Below are 6,804 nucleotides of genomic sequence, written 5' to 3' on the forward strand. Positions count from 1 at the left end.
CTTAAGCTTAGATAGTTAAGCCGAAAGAGTCCCCCTTGTTTACAGTATTATTTCTTTTCTAACGGGAAAATAAGACGAAAACGGTAGTTCCTTGGTCGTTGGATTTAATATCGATTTTGGCATGATGGCGGGATGCTATACCGTAACATACCGGCAAGCCTAAACCAACGCTTTGTTCTTTGGTGGTACGAAAAGGCATTCCTAATTCGGGCAGGATTTTAGGATCAATTCCATGTCCGTCATCCTGAACCGCTAAAACGACTTTTTTACCTGCCAGGTAGGTTCGAATCTTGACACTCCTGCCGGGTGGTATTGCTTCCAATCCGTTTTTAACCAGATTAAAAACGAGTTGGGAGATCTCTTTTTCATCCAGCATCAGATCGGGCAATTTATTCAGGATGAGGATCACCGCCTTGTCCTGAATCGTAGCATTGGCCTGCAGAAGCGGATGTATGTTTTTAATCAAGGTGTTTAAATTCGTTGGTTTTAGTTCCACTTTTTTAGTGCTAGCCAAGGCAATATATTCTGTGATGATGGAGTTGGCAGCATCCAGTTCTTCGATCATTAAGTCAAAACTCTCAACTTCCTGAGCAAATTTCTCATTGTATCTTAAAACCTGCAAATAACCACGCACCGTTGTCATTGGATTTCTTATTTCATGGGCTATACTGGCAGCCATTTCTCCTATTAAATTAAGACGATCCAGGCGCAATATTTCAAGTTCCAACTGTTTACGCTCGGTTTGGTCGGCAAACAAAAAAAGGGTACATTCTTCCCCATTGATATTTAATAGTTCAGCGGAGAATAACCCCAGCCTGCTTTTCCCGGAAGCAGTGCTAAACTCGACTTCCATTTCGGTGATTGAACCGTGTTCTGCAAGAATAGCTATTATCTCCTTTTGTTTATCTATGCTGACCAGGATACCGGTTTCTTCCAAGGTATGACCAATTATTCTTTCGCGTTGGGAATGGGTGATGCGGCAAAATCTCTCGTTGACATCAATTAAAATACCATCGGCAAAAGTGCTGATACACATAGGTATGGGACTAGAGTTAAAGGCTTTGGAAAAAGATTCCTCGGAAATACGCAGGGCTTCTTCAATATCTTTTAATCCAGTGATATCCTTGCAAAGATGCAGGAGGTATGGTTCACCTGATAAGAAGATAACCTCAACAGAGAGAAGAAAAGTAAATATCTCTCCCCATTTACTCTTGAATTTCGTTTCCATGGCCGAAACCCGGCCTTCTTCAAATAGCACTTTTAACATACGGTTTCGATCTTCATAATCTGCCCAGACCCCTAATTCCAAGGCAGTTTTTCCGATGGCTTCCGCGCGAGTGTAACCGGTCAATTCTTCATAAGCAGGATTTATCTCCACATAACGACCATCGGTTAACGTACTAATGGTTACGGGATCGGGAATATGCTGGAAAGCTTTTGATAAAATTTTCCCGGAGACAATCAATTCTTTCCGGACACGTATAGAATCGGCTTCCGGTTCCTCCAGCCCCTCGAGTTCGGCCAGCTGTTGACGCAGTTTATTTATTTCAAATATGATTTGTTGTTTGCTCATGGTTTCGTCCATCACGACAGGTTTACCTCCTAAGGAGTCATTTAAACTATATTAACTAAAATTCAGGATCCATTTATAGCATTCCGCGGTTTCAGGTTCTAAATAATTACCCTTCGGGTGCTGTTTATGCTCCCTGTTTTTTTAAATATTAAATACCCGGGGAGCAGTTGAGGCCACCGCGCAAATCCAGGTCTTAATATATAGGAAAGCGCACGAAAAATGTAGTTCCATCGGGGCCTGTTTCAAAATCTATTTTAGCATTGTGGCGGGCAGCTATGCCGTAACATACCGTCAGTCCAAGACCGGTACCCTGAGCCTTGGTGGTAAAAAATGGGGTTCCTAGATTTTCAAGAATTTTTTGGTCGATACCGTAACCATCATCCTGGATGGCTAAAACCACCTGATTATCCTGTTTGTATGTTCTTATCATTACGGCACTGCCTGCAGCAATCGACTCAAGCCCATTGTTAACCAGGTTAAATACTAGCTGGCGGATTTCCTTCTCATCTATCATAATGTCTGGTATCTCGTCCAGCATAAGGTTGATACCTCTGTCTTGCAGCCGGGCATTGGTTTGCAGAAGCGGGTATATGTTCCTCAAAATGGCATTAAGACTATGCGGCTTAAGTTCAACCGACTTGCCCTTAGCCAGGGAGAGGAATTCAGATATTATCGCATTAGCCCGATCCAGTTCCTCAATCATTAGATCAAAGTACACCCCTTCGTTAATGTATTTTAGATCATCTTTGAGCAATTGTAGATAACCCCGCACAGTCGTCATGGGATTTCTTATTTCATGGGCAATGCTGGCCGCCATTTCCCCAACCAGATTCAAGCGGTCGAGGCGGCTCATTTCAATTTCCATCTGCCTGCGTTCAGTTAAATCCGTAAACAGACTAAGCAAGCAGATCTGTCCATTAATATTAATTCTTTCGGCAGAATACTGTCCCCAGCGGACTTCTCCTGATTGGCGGCGAAACTGCACCTCCATTTCAGTAACTGATCTATTTTCCAAAACGGATTGTTTCATTTCTTCTCGTTGAGCGGGATTTACCCAGAAATCGATTTCAGCAGATGTCAGCCCAATTACTTCATTTTTAGAAACACCCAGGGTTCGACAAAAACTGTCATTTACATCCAGCAGCAATCCTTCTTCAAGGGTGGAAATGGTCATCGTAACAGGGCTGGAGTTAAATGCTTTAGAAAAGCGTTCCTCGGAAAGCCGCAGTTGTTCCACCATGCGTTTACGATCATTGATGTCTTTTACGACACAAATCAGGAATGGTTCACCGTCTACTTCAAATTTATCGATGGAAAGCAGGGTGGTCAGGAGTTCATTATATTTGTTGCGAAACTGCATTTCGAAATTTCGGATACTGCCGGTAACAAGGATTTGTTCTACAACCAAATCACGGTCTTCCAAATTAGCCCAAAGTCGCAATTCGCGGGCAGTATGCCCTATTACTTCAGAACGTGTATAACCCGTTATTTTTAAAAAAGCTTCATTTGCTTCAATATAACGTCCCTCATTTAAGGTGGTAACGGTGAGAATATCCGGGCAACAATGAAACGCCTGGGAAAACTTCTCCTGCGCTAACTTCAATGCTCTCATAGCTGGGCTCAGGTTGTTATATTTCTTTGATTCCTCGAGTGCCATTACTTTGCGGCGAAGTTCGTTCAACTCCAATAATAGTTGTGATTTAGACATGTTTGTATCCATCGAATCAGACGCCCCCCCTAAAAATAGTGGCAAAATTTCAGTATAATTGCTAATGTATATCTTATATAACGATGTAAAGCTTTAATCCCAACAATAAACATACTCTCCTACTATAAACTTTACCAAATAGACAAGCATACCTCCACCAAAAGATGCAAATAAATACTTATTAGAATTATTTTTTTAAAAATGAACGTTCCACCCGGATAAAGGATATGTAATTGTGACAATATGTAACAGCATATGACTCGACATGAATCTAAATGGCACACATACAACAAAATTTATTATAGAAAATTTTAGATACGCAGGATAGAAAAACAAAAAAGCTGAAGTCCGTAGAATAAACGGACTTCAGCTTATAAAACTACCGGGATTTTAGGGAACCATTGCCATTTCGCCGCCATCTACGTTAATGATCTGTCCCGATACAAAATCAGATGCAGCCGATGCTAGGAAAACCACGGCTCCCTTTAAGTCGTTTTCTCCGCCAAAACGGCCAAAAGGTACCCGGGGCAACAAGAAATCGACATTCTTCTCCAGTATCCATTCCGTCATATGGGTTGGAAAAAAGCCAGGTGCGATAGCATTAACGTAAATACCATAGCGCGCCCATTTGACTGCCAAATCCTTAGTAAGCGTATTTATGGCCCCTTTGCTGGCATTATAAGCCACAGCATCCATTTCTTCTGGTTTTGTGCCTCCATAACTGCCCAGAGAGGTAATATTTATTACTTTTCCCCTGCCCTGTTCTCTCATAATACGGCCAGCCATTTGGGTTAACTGGAAAAGTCCATGCAGATTAAGATCCATCACCTTATGCCAGTCCTTCATGGCAAATTTCATGGAATCACCACCCCAAGTAAGACCGGCATTATTAACCAGTATGTCCAGGGAACCAAATTCCTTGACGGTAGTATCAACGAGGTTCTGACAATCCTCGGCCTTGGTAACGTCACAGGCTACCCCCAGGGTTTTTACCCCCAGCGTCTCCAGTTGTTTTCCCAATTCCATACAGCGATCTACCTTGCGTGCTGCAATAACCACGTTGGCACCTGCTTCAGCCAGTCCGGTTGATAGCTGGGCGCCCAAACCGATGGATCCCCCGGTTACGACCGCTGTTTTCCCGTCCAATTTAAACATCTCTAATACGTTCATCATTCTGCCTCCCTTAATATCGAACTAAAATAGTTACTGGCCCGGCTGAATTTAATAAAACCTAACCGGCACACTTGTCTAATTAAGAATATATTAGCAAAAATCATGCCATTTTGACATGTTGAGTATGCTAAAAGAAATACTTGCCCATATCAATATAAAACGGTCAGTATCGACCACCTGCCAATACTGACCGACTTATTAATTAATAGACACTGCTACCCTTTAATGTTTAACTTGATTATCATTTTTGTTCTTTTTGCGCCTGATAAATTACCATACCCGGTAATCCGCCCAGGATAAAGGTAATAGCTGCCAGAACCCAAAATACAACCGGTAATTTTAAAAAGAAGATTCCTATCAGGGCGATGATAAACAAACCGGTTTGAGCAATAGCTGTATTGCGAAAAACCACCTTGGCAAAGGTGAGGTCTTTTTTAGCAAAATTGGCTGCATAAGCCAGCCCCAGAAAGAAGGGGGCTAAAGCCAAGAAGGCAAAGGGTTCCTGCATTCCGGTTAATGATGATAGCCAAAACGGGGAGAACAGCAAGATTAGTCCGACCAGACCCTGTGACTGACTTAAAAAGCCCAGTATTTTTTGTATCCTGGCTACCTTAGCCATTAATGCTTCCATAGCTTGCGGATCTGGTTGAGGGGCAGCGCCAAGTCCTGTATTTGTCATTTAACAAACCTCCTAACAAATATTATCAAGACCTTAATACCCAGCAAAACAAAGACCAGAGAAATGACTCAAATAATTCTTGCCATATCTGCTACAGTTATACTGATGGCCGCTAGTTCATTTAAAAAAGTAGCTTGTTATTCTATTTTATTTGTCCGCCGCCAGATTTTCCTTTCTTCAGCAGCTTTGACCAGATCATCACGGAAATCAGGATGGGCAATGGAGATAAGTTTTTCAGCTCTGTACCAGGTCGGGCAGGTTTTCAAGGATACAATTCCGAATTCAGTACAAACAAAGTTGACCATCTGACGGGTGACCGTTGTAATCGAGCCGATATCGAAATTAGGTACTATACGAGAAATCAAAGTGCCATCCTTTTTAGTATGAGTTGAAGGCAGACATATGAAGCTGCGTCCGCCCTTGGACCAATGGGATCCGAGAACAAAGTCAGACATGCCTCCGTTGCCGGAAATCTGTTTAAAACCAGAACTTTCCGCGTTTATCTGCCCGTATAAATCTACCTGCAGGGCCTGGTTAATAGAAACCAAATTATCTATTTGGGCAAGTTGTACCGGATGATTTACGTAACCTACACTGCAGGACGCGATGGCAGGATTTCTATCCATCCAGTTGTAGAGTTTTTTGCCTCCTAAGGCGAAGGTATAGTTGATTTTACCTACATCAATGTTTTTCTTGGCTCCGGTCATTCTGCCTGATTCCCACATATCCTGGTAAGCGTCTACAAGCATTTCCGTCCAGCCGCCCAGATCCTTAAGATCGGTTTGGCTGATCATTTTTCCTAGAATGTTGGGCATAGCTCCGATGCCTAACTGGATACATTGACCGTCTTGCAGATATTCTAAAACGTTGGCAGCGATTTTTCTATCTGTCTCCGTGGGTTCAATAACCGGTAGTTCAGCCAGAGGGGTGTTCTCTCCCTCAACTACATAGGTAACCTGAGAAATATGGATTCTTTCCCGGTTCCCTCCCAAGGCGTAAGGGATATTTTCATTAACTTCAACGATACAATGATCCGAAGTGGTCGCCATATTATAACAGGCAGAATTATGAAGCCCCCAGTTAAAATATCCATCTTTATCCATGGGAGCAACTTGAACCATAAAGAAATTCCGTGAAGGGGTTCCTATTTTAATTGGATCGATACGTCCATTGAGCAAATATTGATCTGACTCACCATATTGGGTAGGCTGGTAGAAAACCCCCTGGCACTGTTCCTGCATCATGCGCGTAAGCACGCTAAAATGCTGGTCATTGTAGGTAAAGACCTCTCCCTTGGGATCTTTCATAACTACTTCCGGTACTGGCGGAACCGTTACAGCTCCCATTATCTTGACATCGCTTAGTTCTGCCTTACGTGCTGCCAGAGCCCGATCACAGACCACCGGTTTACCATTAAACATTGCGTAGTCGATCCAATCACCTGATTTGACGATTTTAACAGCCTCTTCTGCGGTACGCAGTTTCTCTTGGTACAACTTTTGAAAACCATTCGCCATGCTACGTCCCCCCCAATTTATTTTATATATGTAAATAATTGTTATTTTAACATATAAAGTTAAAAAATGGAATATATAAAATTCATATAATACATTGGTATTATATAGATCTATAATTATGCCATAAAATAATTATTATATATCCGATTGTAAT

The 6,804-nt window shown here is 42.2% G+C and carries 5 protein-coding genes; all 5 read right to left on the reverse strand.

Features of this window, described 5'->3' with window-relative positions; translation table 11 throughout:
* Positions 1 to 58 precede the first annotated feature (58 nt).
* On the reverse strand, positions 59 to 1,585 hold the full coding sequence (locus tag AAV90_RS05910) for a PAS domain S-box protein (RefSeq protein ID WP_242847496.1): 1,527 nt from the start codon (positions 1,583 to 1,585) through the stop codon (positions 59 to 61).
* Positions 1,586 to 1,766: 181 nt separating this feature from the next.
* Positions 1,767 to 3,293 (reverse strand): PAS domain-containing sensor histidine kinase, encoded by a 1,527-nt coding sequence (locus AAV90_RS05915; protein WP_052729628.1) that lies wholly within the window; start codon positions 3,291 to 3,293, stop codon positions 1,767 to 1,769.
* Between the two features lie 378 nt (positions 3,294 to 3,671).
* Entirely contained in the window at positions 3,672 to 4,454 is a 783-nt protein-coding gene (locus AAV90_RS05920) for a glucose 1-dehydrogenase (RefSeq protein WP_242847495.1), read from the reverse strand.
* A 241-nt stretch (positions 4,455 to 4,695) separates the two neighbouring features.
* On the reverse strand, positions 4,696 to 5,133 hold the full coding sequence (locus tag AAV90_RS05925) for a hypothetical protein (protein ID WP_046496606.1): 438 nt from the start codon (positions 5,131 to 5,133) through the stop codon (positions 4,696 to 4,698).
* 137 nt (positions 5,134 to 5,270) lie between these two features.
* Positions 5,271 to 6,650, reverse strand: coding sequence for an acetyl-CoA hydrolase/transferase family protein (locus AAV90_RS05930; protein WP_046496608.1), 1,380 nt, complete (start codon positions 6,648 to 6,650; stop codon positions 5,271 to 5,273).
* Positions 6,651 to 6,804: the final 154 nt, after the last annotated feature.

It is taken from the genome of Syntrophomonas zehnderi OL-4 (assembly GCF_000983115.1).
GTDB classification, from domain to species: Bacteria; Bacillota; Syntrophomonadia; order Syntrophomonadales; family Syntrophomonadaceae; genus Syntrophomonas_B; species Syntrophomonas_B zehnderi.